This window comes from Scytonema sp. NUACC21 (genome assembly GCF_054684315.1).
In genome coordinates, this window is record NZ_BAAFZH010000104.1 from 162,370 (window position 1) to 174,553 (window position 12,184).

The 12,184-nt window shown below is 42.3% G+C and carries 15 protein-coding genes and 4 pseudogenes; 10 read left to right on the forward strand and 9 right to left on the reverse strand.

The window, feature by feature from the left end:
• Positions 1–279: 279 nt before the first annotated feature.
• Both ACYRY3_RS36205 and ACYRY3_RS36210 read left to right on the forward strand, forming a co-directional pair.
• Positions 280–681 (forward strand): hypothetical protein, encoded by a 402-nt coding sequence (locus ACYRY3_RS36205; protein ID WP_460206552.1) that lies wholly within the window; start codon positions 280–282, stop codon positions 679–681.
• Positions 630–1,007: pseudogene (locus ACYRY3_RS36210) on the forward strand (ATP-binding cassette domain-containing protein); the annotation flags it as partial. The gene ACYRY3_RS36205 and the pseudogene ACYRY3_RS36210, both read left to right, overlap by 52 nt.
• A 209-nt stretch (positions 1,008–1,216) precedes the next feature.
• Here the strand turns inward: ACYRY3_RS36210 and ACYRY3_RS36215 are convergent.
• From ACYRY3_RS36215 to ACYRY3_RS36230, 4 genes and pseudogenes are all read right to left on the reverse strand, one after another.
• Positions 1,217–1,420: pseudogene (locus ACYRY3_RS36215) on the reverse strand (lactate/malate family dehydrogenase); the annotation flags it as partial.
• A gap of 87 nt (positions 1,421–1,507) precedes the next feature.
• Positions 1,508–1,723, reverse strand: a complete 216-nt coding sequence (gene ndhO, locus ACYRY3_RS36220) for an NAD(P)H-quinone oxidoreductase subunit O (RefSeq protein WP_460206553.1) — start codon at positions 1,721–1,723, stop codon at positions 1,508–1,510.
• Positions 1,724–1,978: 255 nt separating this feature from the next.
• Positions 1,979–2,896, reverse strand: coding sequence for a DNA-formamidopyrimidine glycosylase (locus ACYRY3_RS36225; RefSeq protein ID WP_460206554.1), 918 nt, complete (start codon positions 2,894–2,896; stop codon positions 1,979–1,981).
• 208 nt (positions 2,897–3,104) lie between these two features.
• Positions 3,105–3,314 (reverse strand): photosystem I reaction center subunit IV, encoded by a 210-nt coding sequence (locus tag ACYRY3_RS36230; RefSeq protein ID WP_460206555.1) that lies wholly within the window; start codon positions 3,312–3,314, stop codon positions 3,105–3,107.
• A gap of 348 nt (positions 3,315–3,662) precedes the next feature.
• On the opposite strand from ACYRY3_RS36230, the gene ACYRY3_RS36235 reads away from it, so the two are divergent.
• Entirely contained in the window at positions 3,663–3,791 is a 129-nt protein-coding gene (locus ACYRY3_RS36235) for a hypothetical protein (RefSeq protein ID WP_460206556.1), read from the forward strand.
• 298 nt (positions 3,792–4,089) lie between these two features.
• Here ACYRY3_RS36235 and ACYRY3_RS36240 read toward each other — a convergent pair whose 3' ends face one another.
• Positions 4,090–4,674 (reverse strand): PAP/fibrillin family protein, encoded by a 585-nt coding sequence (locus ACYRY3_RS36240; protein ID WP_460206557.1) that lies wholly within the window; start codon positions 4,672–4,674, stop codon positions 4,090–4,092.
• Between the two features lie 214 nt (positions 4,675–4,888).
• On the opposite strand from ACYRY3_RS36240, the gene ACYRY3_RS36245 reads away from it, so the two are divergent.
• Positions 4,889–5,128 (forward strand): DUF3134 domain-containing protein, encoded by a 240-nt coding sequence (locus ACYRY3_RS36245; protein WP_460206558.1) that lies wholly within the window; start codon positions 4,889–4,891, stop codon positions 5,126–5,128.
• 78 nt (positions 5,129–5,206) lie between these two features.
• On the forward strand, positions 5,207–6,310 hold the full coding sequence (gene mraY, locus ACYRY3_RS36250) for a phospho-N-acetylmuramoyl-pentapeptide-transferase (protein WP_460206559.1): 1,104 nt from the start codon (positions 5,207–5,209) through the stop codon (positions 6,308–6,310).
• Positions 6,311–6,375: 65 nt separating this feature from the next.
• Here mraY and ACYRY3_RS36255 read toward each other — a convergent pair whose 3' ends face one another.
• From ACYRY3_RS36255 to dtd, 3 genes are all read right to left on the reverse strand, one after another.
• A complete protein-coding gene (locus ACYRY3_RS36255) occupies positions 6,376–6,876 on the reverse strand; it encodes a MogA/MoaB family molybdenum cofactor biosynthesis protein (RefSeq protein WP_460206561.1) in 501 nt (166 codons plus the stop codon).
• 88 nt (positions 6,877–6,964) lie between these two features.
• The gene (gene psb28 / locus ACYRY3_RS36260; RefSeq protein WP_460206562.1) at positions 6,965–7,300 is read right to left on the reverse strand and encodes a photosystem II reaction center protein Psb28; all 336 of its coding nucleotides are present in this window, start codon (positions 7,298–7,300) and stop codon (positions 6,965–6,967) included.
• A 225-nt stretch (positions 7,301–7,525) separates the two neighbouring features.
• Positions 7,526–7,981, reverse strand: coding sequence for a D-aminoacyl-tRNA deacylase (gene dtd / locus ACYRY3_RS36265; RefSeq protein ID WP_460206563.1), 456 nt, complete (start codon positions 7,979–7,981; stop codon positions 7,526–7,528).
• Positions 7,982–7,997: 16 nt separating this feature from the next.
• On the opposite strand from dtd, the gene ACYRY3_RS36270 reads away from it, so the two are divergent.
• Entirely contained in the window at positions 7,998–8,402 is a 405-nt protein-coding gene (locus tag ACYRY3_RS36270; protein WP_460206564.1) for an Rpn family recombination-promoting nuclease/putative transposase, read from the forward strand.
• 150 nt (positions 8,403–8,552) lie between these two features.
• On the opposite strand, the pseudogene ACYRY3_RS36275 reads toward ACYRY3_RS36270, so the two are convergent.
• Positions 8,553–8,876: pseudogene (locus ACYRY3_RS36275) on the reverse strand (GTP-binding protein); the annotation flags it as partial.
• Here ACYRY3_RS36275 and ACYRY3_RS36280 point away from each other — a divergent pair.
• The 4 genes and pseudogenes from ACYRY3_RS36280 to ACYRY3_RS36295 form a co-directional block, all read left to right on the forward strand.
• Positions 8,876–9,367, forward strand: a pseudogene (locus ACYRY3_RS36280) (adenylosuccinate lyase); the annotation flags it as partial. The pseudogenes ACYRY3_RS36275 and ACYRY3_RS36280 sit on opposite strands and share 1 nt — an antisense overlap.
• 265 nt (positions 9,368–9,632) lie before the next feature.
• Positions 9,633–10,196: a DUF4126 domain-containing protein gene (locus tag ACYRY3_RS36285; RefSeq protein WP_460206565.1), complete on the forward strand. Its 564-nt coding sequence runs from the start codon at positions 9,633–9,635 to the stop codon at positions 10,194–10,196.
• A gap of 332 nt (positions 10,197–10,528) precedes the next feature.
• Positions 10,529–11,332, forward strand: coding sequence for an SDR family NAD(P)-dependent oxidoreductase (locus ACYRY3_RS36290; RefSeq protein WP_460206566.1), 804 nt, complete (start codon positions 10,529–10,531; stop codon positions 11,330–11,332).
• Between the two features lie 414 nt (positions 11,333–11,746).
• Positions 11,747–12,175, forward strand: a complete 429-nt coding sequence (locus ACYRY3_RS36295) for a universal stress protein (RefSeq protein WP_460206567.1) — start codon at positions 11,747–11,749, stop codon at positions 12,173–12,175.
• Positions 12,176–12,184 lie beyond the last annotated feature (9 nt).

Genomic DNA, 12,184 nt, shown 5'->3' on the forward strand with positions numbered 1-12,184 from the left:
ATTGAGCAGCAAGTTTTCGCTTAATTCTGTAAATAGAATCCTTTGAGTTATTCCACCAGCAAAAGCAGGCAGTTTTGATGAAATTTTGGCAGTTTCTCTCTGATTGGTCTTCTATCTGTGCAAATATTTTTCCTATGGCTAAAGATGCATTTTAAAAACCTTAATCCCCCAATACTCATAAAAAATAGGCTTGACATGAAAAATGTTGTCATTATCACCCAACAGGGTGAATCTAGGCTCCATATGACTCTGATACAACAAGTGAAAATTTAACTTGACATGAATTTAATTCGTCTTTTCCTGAATACCTCTTGGAAAAACATTGTCCTTGCAGTGTTCACTGGGCTACTAAGTGGTGCGAGTACTGCAGGGCTGATTGCACTCATCAATTTGACTCTCCAAGGAACAAATCTGCCAAATAGTACACTTGCTTTCGGCTTCTTGGGGCTTTGTGTCTTGCTTTTGATTGCAACAACTGTTTCTCAGATGTTTATCAGTCGATTAGTAGAACAGATTATCTACGATCTGCGATTGCTTTTGACTCGTCGTATTTTGGTATGCCCATTGCGCCAAATAGAGGAGATTGGCATCCCTCGACTACTGGCAGCACTGACGCAGGACATAGTCGCGATCGTCAAACGCAAGAGTATCTGGAAAAACTTCAACTCGAGCACAAAGTAAAAGTCAATAATGGTGCCTTCTCGACTACAGCATTATCCCAAGGACAAAGAAAACGCCTTGCTCTGTTGACAGCTTATCTTGAAAATCGGGCAATTTATGTCTTTGACGAATGGGCTTCAGACCAAGACCCCATGTTCAAAAAGATTTTTTACACCCAACTTTTACCAGAGTTAAGAAACCAAGGCAAAGCTATAGTAGCAATCACTCATGACGATCGCTATTTTGACCTAGCCGATCTGCCCAGAGGGCAGGAGCGAAGCTATCGCATCGTGAAATTAGACTACGGCAGGATTGAGTATAACAAGCAACTGCATAATAAATTATAAAAATTCAATAGATCGGTAGAAATAAAACCAGTTATTTTAAGTAATATTACGCAGTCCGAGAAATGGACTGCAGCTACAAGTCTACTCTGTAATTTCCTTACCTACCAACACCTACAAAAATTTCCCGCGCTCTATCAATTTGTTGGCGTACAGCATTTGCACTAGCGTGTAGAGCACTTATTTCAGCATCTGTAAGGTTTAACTCTGTGACGGTTGTGCAGTTCAATTCCCCTTGCCTCCATCAAATCCAGTGCCAGCCCTTGAGGCATGCCTGGAATAATATCCAGCAGAACGACATCTGCCAAGTTTTTTTCAGCAATGCGTTGGGCTAGGGTACTGCCAACTTTACCAGCACCGATAACGGTGACACGGGGTGAAGGACACTTTTTTGAAAGGGAAGGGGAATTGATTATCATAATTAGAGTATCTTTGCGCTTTGGTTGATGCACAGCCACCAGCTACCAGCTATCAGTGATTGATAGCCTTTAGCTAATGGCTTACTACTTAAATTCCTCAAGTTGATCCAGGCGCAGCCAGATGTTTGGTGTTGGCACTTTCCCAAATTTAACTAGGGCGTAGTCGCCTTTGAGATCGACAACTTCACCTTTAGTTTCAAACAAGTAGGAAGGAAAGCGAGTGTCACTGGCTTGTGCTTCTATACTGTTCTCCAGCTTTTCGCGGATGGCACGAACCAAATCTCCTTTTTTCACAGCCATGAGGAATCCTCTTGAGTTTGTACACTGTTTTATCAAGGATTTTAACCCGTGCCTAGTTTTTATTCTGTAAAGATAAAATAGAAACTGAGGACTGTAGCAGATGTACGCAGATGACATTCAAAGAATTACCTGCCCTCATCAGCATTGATGAAGGATTTGGAATTTAAAGTTACATGATATTGGCTAGATGTACTTTTAATTTTTATACATTAAGCTGTTTGCTATTTAGATGCAATAAGTGAAATTTTGAATAACTTATCGTTGGCACTGCGAACAATAATGACTTGAACGGCCAGCCAACCTAGTACGGTGAATGGCAGTGCCACAAACTCGGCAAGGTTCCCCAGTGCGGTTGTAAACCCACGCAACACCACCGTAGTTACCGTTGATGCCCTTGACGTTTAAGAAATTACTAAAAGTGGTGCCACCAGCCTCAATACTGGTTTCTAACACCCGAATAATGCGCGATCGCAGAACCTCGATTTGCTCTCGCCGCAAATCCGTACACAAGGTTTCTGGGAGTATGCCACTTAAAAATAGTGCTTCATCAGCGTATATGTTGCCCAATCCCGCCACGACTGATTGATCCAGGAGTGCTGTTTTGATTGGGCGGCGACGGTTGCTGAGTTTACTTGCTAGGTAATCGACAGTAAATTCCGGTGAAAAAGGATCGATTGCTAGTTTTGCCAAACCAGTGATGATGGTTTCTGGGGCTTTGTCTGGGGGAACCCACCACATTTGACCGAAGGTGCGCTGGTCAACAAAACGCAATTCATAGTTATCTTGAAAAAACAATCGAACTCGCGTGTGCTTGTGCAACGGTTCATCTTGATGCAGCCACAACAGTTGACCGGTCATTCTTAGATGAACCCCCAGCCAGCCTGAAGAGCATGAGGGGAAGATGGAAGGGGGGGATTGGTGGACAATTTCTTTTTCCTTATCCCTGGTGAGTCTGATTGTCCCCTTGTTCTCCATCAGTTCGGCTAGGAGATATTTACCGCGACGATGCCAACTGGCGATGGCATGACCACTGATTGCACTTAAAAACTCGTCTGGTGAGAATGGATAGGCAATTGTGCGATCGAGGAGGACATCTCCACCTGTCATTTCTTGATTGAGGGTTAATTGATTTAAGCCACGTCGGACTGTTTCAACTTCAGGCAGTTCTGGCATCTGTTCGGTAAGCGTGAAGAGATAAAAGACAAGGGAGACAAAGCAGAGGGGGAAGACAAGGTAGAGTGGGGAGAAAAGCCAGAGGCAGAAGACAAGGTAGTAAATTCCCCCAAGTCCACCTTCCCTTTCTCATCCCCCAAGTCCACCTTCCCAAGTCCACCTTATCCCCCAAGTCTTCTTTTACCCCATCATATCTGGCGAGAGCCCGTTACTTTTTCGCCTTCTTAGGAGCTTCAACCTCTATTAATTCTTCCAAGGCGAAGTTGTTGGTGCTAACACCAGCGTAATTGACGTTGTTAAAACGGACGATGACTGGGTATTTGATACCGCTTTGGTCAACAGTTGCCACGGTTCCTATATCTTGATACCAGAAGGATTCCGGGCGGAGAATACGGACTTTAGAACCACGTTGAACCATGAGTTTTTTCCCTTTTACTTATCAATCGCCAATCTAGTAGGCTAATTGATTTCAATTTACAGGTTTAAGGGCTCTTACAGGCGCTTTGTTAAGTTATTTGTCTGGCAAGAGGCACGGGGTGCAGGAGACGCTGGAAGAAAAAAGAAAATTTTATCCAGATTTACAGATTCTGTGTGTGGATCTCTATAGGTAGCTCAGACTAAGCTCATGTGTGTAACAGTTACACGCGTTGTATTAGGGTTGTGGGTGGTGGGTCGGCATTCAGCTAGTGGTTCCATGGCTTATGAATCTGGGATTTTGCCACCGATTGCTAACCACTGACCTCTACCTAAAACCTAGGAAACTTATTTGATTAGTTTTCGTCCACAGGGTTATCTCAAAGCAATCTATCTTTATTGGGACAAAAAAGAAATAGGGGCAATGGTAAAAAGAGGTAACGGAATGATTTCTTCCCCTGCTTTACAGCAGTTGCTATAGGAAGGGGGAAGAAAGCCAACGCTTCTGCCTCATGCCAGTTGCTTCAACTAGTGGACACTGGAACAACGCGTTACTATCCCTGTCGTGTGACAGTAGCAACAATCGAAGAGAACTCCCGGTTCGTGTTCGTACTTCTCGGTTGCAGCACACTGTCTCCTTCGCTCTACCATCTTTCTTTGTTCCGTAATTTTACTAGCGAATCTCTGCGTCCTAGGGCATAAGTGGGTGAAACCTACCTTGACAAAGACCCTGGGATCGCATATTTTCTTTGGACGCAAGTACTTTTTTTGGGTAAGCCTTATGCTTTAGTCAAGACAAACACACTTCCCTCGTTTCCCCTGCCAATACGCAAATTGCTGTCTAAATAGGTAATGTCCAACCAGCCTTGTTGTTCATTACTGTTTAGAGCAAAATCAATGGCAGTAAATTTTTTACCATCCTCAATTTTTTGGATAAAATTATCGGGAGATTGGTAATCTAATAAACGTTGAAATCCGACAATGGAGCGCTCAAATTTTACATTAACCCGCCGCTCTGATACAGGTTCAAATTTTGCAGCAACACTGATTATGGTTTCTAAAAATGGTAAGCCATAAACTTCAGCGATGTTGTATATACTATTAGTTTGTATGCGAATACACTGGAAAATTTGACCGAGCTTGTATAAGGGGAAATTATCAAGATTCAATAGGGCTCTACTTGTGGTGTATACAAGACGCCAGTTGCCTTCTAGCAAATTGGCTGCTTCAAACGGACGCGGTGTAGGATTGTTATATTCCAAGTTTGCAATTGCTACTAAAATCGCTTGTTTCTCTTGTTCGGTCGCAATAAGCCCGCGATTTTTACCAACAATTGCTTCTAAAAGAGCCGCTTTTCCTAACATCGTTACTCCACCTCCAAAACGATAATCTTGAAAAGAGATTGATGGGCCATGTATAGCACCATACCAAAAGCCAATTTACTTTGACTTTTCCCCTTTTAGGAAATAATTTTGTCGGATTTGTGAAAAAGGGGTTGAATTAACAAGTAAATCGTGCATTATCAAGTGATAGACTCTAAGTGTCTAGTTATCATCAACATATAGTGTCTTCGTTAATATGCTAAATTCTCCACTGCGTGAAGAACCCCGTAATCGACGGGCACCCGTAATACCATTAAAACAAGAATCCTCTTTATTGGACTGGTTGCAATCAGCTAATCGTCTTATTGCCCGTGATGTCCACGAACCCGAGTACCGGGACGAAGAAGAAGAAATATCAGAGTTTTTAAGTACTGAAGACGGAATTAACGATTATGACTTCGATGACGATGACGATATCGTCCCGGATGAAGATTAGCTAATTCTGGCTAGAGACGTATAGCATAATTAATCCTCTTTGTATAGTTTTGCAAGTGTGGAGTGAAGGGAAATTTCCGTGGACGCTAAATTATCTCCTAACCAAGGGTTAAGTATCATTAATGGCATAGGTTTAGCCTCCCTACTCGGTGTAGGACTGGGTGTATCAGCGCTGATTCTAGATCTGATGGCAAATAGAATGCCCTGGCAAGGTATATCGCTTACCTTACCTCTACTTTTCTGCGCGGTCGTTTCCGCCGGAGTTGGTTTCTGGGCAGTACCAGTGCTACAAGCGCTGAAAACTGGGCAAATAATCCGCGAGGATGGACCTCAAGCTCATTTGAAAAAAGCAGGTACGCCAACAATGGGGGGCATATTCTTTGTTCCCGTTGCAGTCTTGTCCGCCTGCATCTGGTCTAACTTTGCAACAGAAGTACTTGCCGTTTCTGCTTTAACATTAAGCTACGGGTTGATTGGCTGGATCGACGACTGGCAAATTCTCCGCCGCAAGTCGAATAAAGGCATGTCTCCACGCATGAAAATGGCTTTGCAAATTACATTTGCAGTAGGGTTCTGTCTGTGGCTTTTGATCTCTCATCCCGCTCATATTACGAACATAGCTTTACCTTTTAATTTTTATCTACCTTTAGGATTACTTTTTTGGCCCCTAGCAGGCTTTGTGCTCGTAGCAGAAAGTAATGCTACCAATCTCACGGATGGCATTGATGGTTTGGCAGGTGGAACGGTAGCGATCGCATTCTTAGCTTTGGGTGCTTTAGTAGCGCCTACTTCGCCTGGATTAATGGTTTTCTGTGCTTGTTTAAGTGGTGGCTGTTTGGGTTTCTTAGCCCACAACCGCAATCCTGCACGAGTTTTCATGGGAGACACTGGGTCCTTGGCTTTAGGAGGTGCTTTAGCAGCCGTAGGCTTGCTGACTAACAGTCTGGTAGCACTGTTTATTCTCAGCGGTATCTTCTTCGTAGAAACCCTTTCTGTTATGGCGCAAGTCAGCTACTACAAAGCTACAAAAGGTCCTGATGGGAAAGGTAAGCGCCTGCTGAAAATGGCACCGTTACACCATCATTTGGAACTTTCCGGTTGGTCTGAGTTACAAGTTGTTGCTGTGTTTTACATCATCGGTGCAATTCTGGCTGTTATAGCTTTAACAGTTGGTCAGTTTTGATGTGTTGAACATCAACTTACAGACAGCTTGTTAACCTCCTCAACTTGAGGGGGTTTGTTTTTTTATCACCGCATTTGCCCCACCAGATGAATAAGTTCAGGCAAAATCAGTTTTTCCATAGCCAGTCGCACGGCATTACTGGAACCGGGGAGTGAGAAAATCAGTTTGTTTTGATAAACACCAGCAACGGCACGAGATGCGATCGCCCGCGAACCAATTTCCTGATAACTTAAAAAGCGGAATATTTCTCCAAACCCAGGCAAAGTTTTTTCTAGCAGTTTCTCAATTGCATCGTATGTTGTGTCTCTTGGTGCAATACCCGTACCACCATTAAAAATGACAGCATCTAAATGAGGCTGCTGACCCAGCAATTTGACTTGCTCTTGAATTTGTGCTGGTTCATCTTTGACGATTGTGTAATGTACTATACTGTGGTTGGCATTACGAAGTAATTCCTGAATAAGTTGACCGCTTTTGTCTGTGTCTGGATTGCGTGTGTCGCTGACGGTAACAACTGCACAGGCTACCGTGATATTTGAGGTATCTGGATGGGGAAGATGAGCCATAGGTAAAACTATATATTTGTTAGTGGTTAGTGGATAGCAGTTAGTAGGATAACCAGCAACTAACTACTAACTACTAACTACTAACTACTTACGACTTACTGAATCCCAAACCGTTCTCTTCAGCATACCGCTCCATAAACCGCATAAAGCGATCCCATTGTTCTGCGGACTTCATTGAGTAAACTGCTTCTATTGCTTCTGGCTTGCCGTTGATGAATTTACCCTTCACTTCACGGGTAACGAGTTCTCCTTCTTCATCAATCAGATACATACCCGTAATTTCCTCAGTGCTGCCACTGTCCAAAGCTTTGGGATTTGTGAAGATAAATATCGCCTGACCACTGCCGCCATCACGCGATCGTGTTAAGCGCACTTCTGGAATGACCTCTTCGTTGATACCTCGAGAAAATTGAATTTGAGCCATGATGCGTGAATTTAAAGTTTTGTTATGGTTAATTTAATATTTTCTCATCATTTAGCACTTTGCTCTCTAGAGAGTCGGTACATTAGTCAGGCATGGCGTAAAAACCCGGTTTTTTCGAGTTGAGCCAACGAAAACTCGGTCTTTCCTGCGATCGGAAACCGGGTTTCTGGAATTACCGTATCAATGCTCTCGATACTGCTAAAAATTTTTCTTACGTAAAATTGCTTAAGAGGCTTCTGTTTCTAGTAACAAAGTGACAGGACCGTCATTTTCAATTGAGACTTGCATCATTGCTCCAAATTTCCCTGTTTCCACCCGCAAACCACTTGAGCGCAATTTGGCTACAAAATTGTCGTATAACTCTTCGGCGACTTGAGGGGCAGCCGAACGGTCAAAGGAAGGGCGGCGACCTTTACGACAATCACCGTAAAGCGTAAATTGGCTTACGACCAGCAACTCGCCGCCAATCTCTTGCACGGATTTTTGCCACCGCGCCCCATCTTCTTCACCATCAGGGAACAGTCGCAATTCCAAGCACTTACGCACCATCCAGTCGAGCTCGGTATTCGTATCAGTACTGGCAATCCCGACAAGCAAGTTAAGCCCTCGACCAATTTTGCCAATAATTTCACTGTTAATGCTAACTTGAGATGATTTCACTCTTTGAATAATAACGCGCATAAATAACTACCCCGGATTGTTACCATTTGCAGCTCTAACTCAAACAGGCGATCGTGCTAGGACATTACGTCAGGTGGCGTCGGAGATAGATAATATTGCTGACTCAAGAACCCAGAGCAATGTAACTGCCTCAACAGCAATTTTAGCTGGGCTAGTATTAGAGGAGGAGATGATTCGGCGATTATTGCGGAGGGATTTGATGCAAGAATCAGTCATTTATCAATCTATTAAAGCAGAAGGTCGCGAAGAAGGTCGCGAAGAAGGTCGCGAAGAAGGTCGGACTGAGGGGATTCTAGACGGTATTCGCCTTGTGGCTGTCAATCTGCTGAGAGAGGGAATGTCTTTTGATGCAGTGGCGAAAGTTACTGGTTTATCAATAGAACAGTTACAACAATTTCAACTTCCGGAGACTGAGAATTAAGGAAACTACTAAATAATTCGTAATTCGTAATTAAAAATTCATGAATTACGAATTACGAATTGGAGCACTCGCGAGTTGACCCCCTAGTTCCCTTTTTTCAAAGGTTTGGGGGTCATATAGTTTTGTTGATTGCAGTTGTTTGGCTAGAATCTATTTTCCAAAGCCTTTACCGCGAGAGGTAGAAGGCAAACAGACACAGTTTTCCAGCTGTTTTAGTAAAGTTTCGCGATCGAGATTTTGACCTATCAGCACCAATTGGTTTTTCTTTTCTCCCTTCCACTCATCATCTTCAAGAGTGAAGCGTTTGCCACACAAGTGAAAAATGTGCCGTTTTGGGCTTTCATCAAACCACATAATCCCCTTTGCTCGAAAAATGTTAGAGGGGAGCTGGTTATCTAAAAAATATTGAAACTTTCTAATGGCAAAAGGTCGATCGCTTTGGAATGAGATTGAGGTGAAACCATCATTTTCTACGAAACCCCATCCGTTCGGAACGGCTGACGGGAATGGCGCGAATAGTCCGCAGCCATGCTGGAGCCGCTTTAGAAAACGTTGCGCTGTGGCATGAGAGAGACATTTCTCACAGTTCTGTAGAGCGAGTCATTTTACCAGATGCTTGTATTTTGACTCACTTTATGCTTAAAGAAATAACTGACTTGGTGAAAAACCTGTTAGTTTATCCCGAGAACATGGAGCGCAATTTGAACTCCTATGGCGGTGTTGTCTTTAGCCAAAGAGTACTACTGACATTGATAGACAAAGGCATGAGCCGTGAGGAAGCTTATGCTATTGTGCAACAAAATGCTCACACTGCTTGGAATAAACCAGACGGTAATTTCCGTGACTTAATTGCAAAAGACTCTCGCGTTACCCAAAAGTTATCACCTGCAGAAATTGCAGACTGTTTCGATCCCCAGCACCATCTCAGGCACCTAGAGCAGGTGTATCAAAGATTGGGCATTTAACAGTTACCAGCAATTGATTACCAGTAGTATGGGCACAGCCCACACTACTTTCCCAATAAGGCTTTCCCACCCAAACCACAAAAACTGCATAGCACCATTACTTTACAAAGAACTACTGCCTTTTTTTAAAATACTTGTATAATTTAAAATAAGTATGAGTATTATAGTGCCAAATTTTAATTTTTGTGCCAAACTCTACCTAATGAGGGTAAGTTTCAGCGCCGACCCTTACAAATCCAGTTAAGCGCTAGTTTAGAGTAACTACATGATTGATATCCTAGCCGCACTATCTGCATCTGCGGCGGCAGGAATTAGAATAGCCCTGCCTCTGCTTTTTATCGGACTGCTTCAAGGTGCCAACCTTTGGTCAGATGTTCCAATCCTATCGCACGTTTCTACACCGTTCTTACTGTTCTCGTTAACGAGTTGGTCATTAGTTGAGATATTTGCCTCAAAAAAGCTATTGGGTCAACGAGTGCTACAAGTGTTTCACGTATTACTAGCCCCAATTGTGGGAGCAATTATGGGGTTAGCCGTTGCTCGTGCTACAGCGACTCCAAATTGGCTGATTGCTCTATTGGGTGGCTCACTAGCATTTGTGCTTCAACTTGTTCAAATTGGTTGGTTTTACCGCCTGCGAGGCATACCAATATGGGTAGTCTTCATACAAGACGCTTTGTGCGTTGCTTTAGTATTTTTTGCCTTAGATGCTCCCCAGCAAGGCGGATTAATTGCTTTAATTTTGCTTTGGTTTGCCATTCGCAGTTCTAAGATTTGGTACCGCTGGTATAAGAGAAAACCTCAGCATCAAAACAAATCTCTCACATAACTGGCTTTTGCTTTGTTGCCAAGATTTTGCAGATAGACAGCGATGAATCAGTGATTCTAAATAAATTTTGTAACAATTACTTGCTTTTGTTTCCAGTAGTGCTTAATAAAAATCCCGACATATAGCCGGGATATGTGTCTTTCGACACTCTTGCACTTAATTTATATAATACTTACCCTTAAATCCATTCATCTGCCAAAATGCCGATATACACTGTTTCTAAGCTGTCGCGCAAGCAACAATTAAAAAAAAATTAGACTGCATAAATTTAGACTGCGTAATAGCTTTTTTTCCTTCATGATGGATTTGTCCCCATTTTTCAAAAGACAGTTATGAAAACAACGACCCAGGGTAATCGGAAGCAAACTGCTGTCATTACTGGGGCATCTGGTGGAATTGGCTATGAACTTGTTAAGTTATTTGCCCAAGATGGTTACAATCTTGTCCTGGTAGCTAGAAGCGAACAAAAGCTGACTCAAATCGCAGAAGATTTAAAGCAAAAATACAGTGTTGCAGTCAAAGTCATTACCAAGGATTTATCTATTCCCACAGCAGCATTTGAGATTTTTCAAGAGTTACAGCAAGAAGCTGTAGCCCCAGATGTCCTAATTAATAACGCCGGATTTGCTACATACGGTTTATTTAATAAAACTGACTTAAACGCCGAACTGCAAATGATGCAAGTCAATGTGGTGTGTCTTACCCATTTAACAAAGCTTTTTCTCAAGGACATGGTCAAGCAAGGCTACGGCAAAATATTAAACGTTGCTTCAACTGCTGCTTTTCAACCAGGTCCCTTGATGACGGTTTATTTTGCAACTAAGGCTTACGTCTTATCTTTCTCTGAAGCACTTGCAAATGAATTAGAGGGTACTGGTGTTACAGTGACAGCACTTTGTCCGGGACCGACAGAAACTGGTTTTCAGCAACGAGCTGCAATGGAAGACTCAAAACTAGTGAGCGGTCAAAAAATTATGGATGCGGAAACTGTAGCTAAAATTGGTTATCATGCCCTCATGGAAGGTAAAACTGTTGTCATTCCTGGGTTTAAGAATAAGATATTAGCTCAAAGTGTAAGATTTGCACCAAGAAAATTATTAACTAAGATTGTCAGAAATATGCAGGAACGCAAATGAAGTATGAAATATGAAGTATAAAGTATGAGATAGGTTGTAAACCCCTTCAATAAATTGAGGAGATTTATCCATTTATCAAGCTATTTTTCATCCTTTATCCTGTTGAGAGTGTGGGTTGGGTTGAGGAACAAAACCCAACATTTAATCAAATTTTTGTCGAGCGCTACACAATACATTTGACAAGAGATTTTTCTATCACTTATTTAGTTTTGTCCATAACAAAATATGAAGCACCATGCTATTTGTAACCTAATACTACACAGCACAATGCTTATTTTTCGTTTGAGTTGTAGCACAAAAACATACCGCTAAGACGCTTAATTAATAATGAGTATTCATCCAAACTTAATATGAGAGGTGTTTTTGTAGGAAAATAAGTAGGTGGGCGTAATAACTGATATTTAGAGGTTAACCGTGGGTTTTAAAAGAATTTTAGTTGCTATCGATCCATCACCTGAAGCACGAGTAGTGTTTGAGGAAGCTTTAGAATTAGCCAAAAAAGAGTCAGCAACTTTGATGATCTTCAACGGGGTTGATTTGGGGTCAAAACTTACATATCCAACTGAAATCAAGGAAAAAACCCAAGAAGCTGAAGAATTGCTCCAGACTTACCAGCAAATGGCACAGAAGCAGGGGATTGCAGTGGAATGCCTCTGCCGTGTAGGGGAACCAGGTAAATCTATCTGCAATTTAGCACAAACATGGAAAGCTGATTTAATTGTGCTGGGTCGTAGAGGGTTTAAAGGATTCACAGAAGTTTTGTTAGGTAGTGTCAGCAGTCATGTCCTTCACAATGCACCTTGTTCGATTTTAGTTCTTCAAGGTGAGAGTTTCAACCGTTAAATTTACAAA